Origin of the sequence: Saccharomonospora iraqiensis subsp. paurometabolica YIM 90007, from assembly GCF_000231035.2 — a bacterium.
Taxonomy (GTDB): domain Bacteria; phylum Actinomycetota; class Actinomycetes; order Mycobacteriales; family Pseudonocardiaceae; genus Saccharomonospora; species Saccharomonospora paurometabolica.
Genome location: NZ_KI912232.1, coordinates 61,052 through 62,354, shown reverse-complemented (window position 1 = coordinate 62,354; position 1,303 = coordinate 61,052). Strand labels below are relative to the sequence as shown.

The following is a 1,303-nucleotide window of genomic DNA, read 5'->3' as shown; positions in this document are numbered from 1 at the left end:
GGCGGCGGCCGCGTTCGAGGCCGGGGCGCTGGCCACCGCCGCGCAACTGCTCGGCGCGGGCCGGTGGCTGCTGGACGCCTCGGTGGCCTACGCGAAACAACGCAGCCAGTACGGCCGGGAGATCGGCCAGTACCAGGCGGTGAAGCATCTGCTGGCCGATGTGGCGACCCGGCTGGAACTGGCCCGGCCGCTGCTGCACGGCGCCGCCGTGGCGCTGGACGGACGCACCGACGCGGGAACGGACGGCGCGGGAACGGACACCGTCGCCCGGGACGTGTCGGCGGCGAAGGTGGCCTGCGGCGAGGCGGCCCACCTGGCCGCCCGCACCGGACTGCAGGTGCACGGCGCCGTCGGCTACACCGCCGAACACGACGTGGGGCTGCGGCTGACGAAGGTTCGGGCCCTGGTGGCCGCCTGGGGCACGACCGCGTTCCACCGGGCGCGGGTGCTCGACGCCGTCCGGGGCGTCGGCACCGCCGGGGCAGGGCAGGACGTCCGGGAGGAGGCACACCGTTGAGCACACCGGGCGCGTTCGCCCCCACCGAGGAACAGCAAGCCCTGGCGGAGACCGTACGCGCGCTGCTGGAGCGCACCCCGGCCGAGCGGGCCTGGTCACTGTTGTGTGGGCAGGTCGGCGTGGCCGGGCTGGCGGTCCCGGAGGAGTACGGCGGCGTCGGCGCCACTCCGGCGGAGGTGGCCGTGGTGGCCCACGAACTCGGCCGGGAACTGACCCCGGCACCCCTGTTGGGCTCCACCGTGCTGGCCACGCACGCCCTGCTCGCCTCCGGTGACGGGGCCGCCTGCGCACGGCTGCTGCCGTCCCTGGCGGAGGGCACCGGCACCGCGGCGCTGGCCTGGACCGGCACCGACGGGCGGTGGGACCCGGACACCGCCGCCTGCACCGCCGTCGCCGGTGCGGACGGCGGCACCGTGTCCGGCACGGCGCATTACGTGCTCGACGGCGACACCGCCGACACCCTGCTCGTGGTGGCCCGCGGAGACACCGGATCCGGGGAAGCCGGCGATCTGGGGTTGTTCGAGGTGGACCCCGCCGCCACGGGGGTGACCCGCACGCACACGCCCACGATGGACACCACCCGCAGGCTGGCCGTGCTCACCCTGGACGCCGCGCCCGCACGGCGGATCGGCACCGGCGACTTCCGGCCCGCGCTGCACCGGGTGCGCGACCTCGCGTGCGCGGTGCTGGCCACCGAGCAGGCGGGGACGGCCGAGCGCGCGCTGGAACTCACCGTCGCCTACACGCGGGAGCGCGAACAGTTCGGCAGGCCGATCGGCGGGTTCC

The 1,303-nt window shown here is 76.4% G+C and carries 2 protein-coding genes; both read left to right on the top strand.

Going from position 1 to position 1,303, the window contains the following annotated elements; genetic code table 11:
* Nucleotides 1-517, top strand: a 517-nt coding sequence (locus tag SACPADRAFT_RS26930; RefSeq protein ID WP_007027650.1) for an acyl-CoA dehydrogenase family protein, incomplete at its 5' end; no start/stop codon positions are given.
* Nucleotides 514-1,303: acyl-CoA dehydrogenase family protein (locus SACPADRAFT_RS26925; RefSeq protein ID WP_007027651.1), on the top strand; the 790-nt coding region annotated here is incomplete at its 3' end. The genes SACPADRAFT_RS26930 and SACPADRAFT_RS26925, both read left to right, overlap by 4 nt.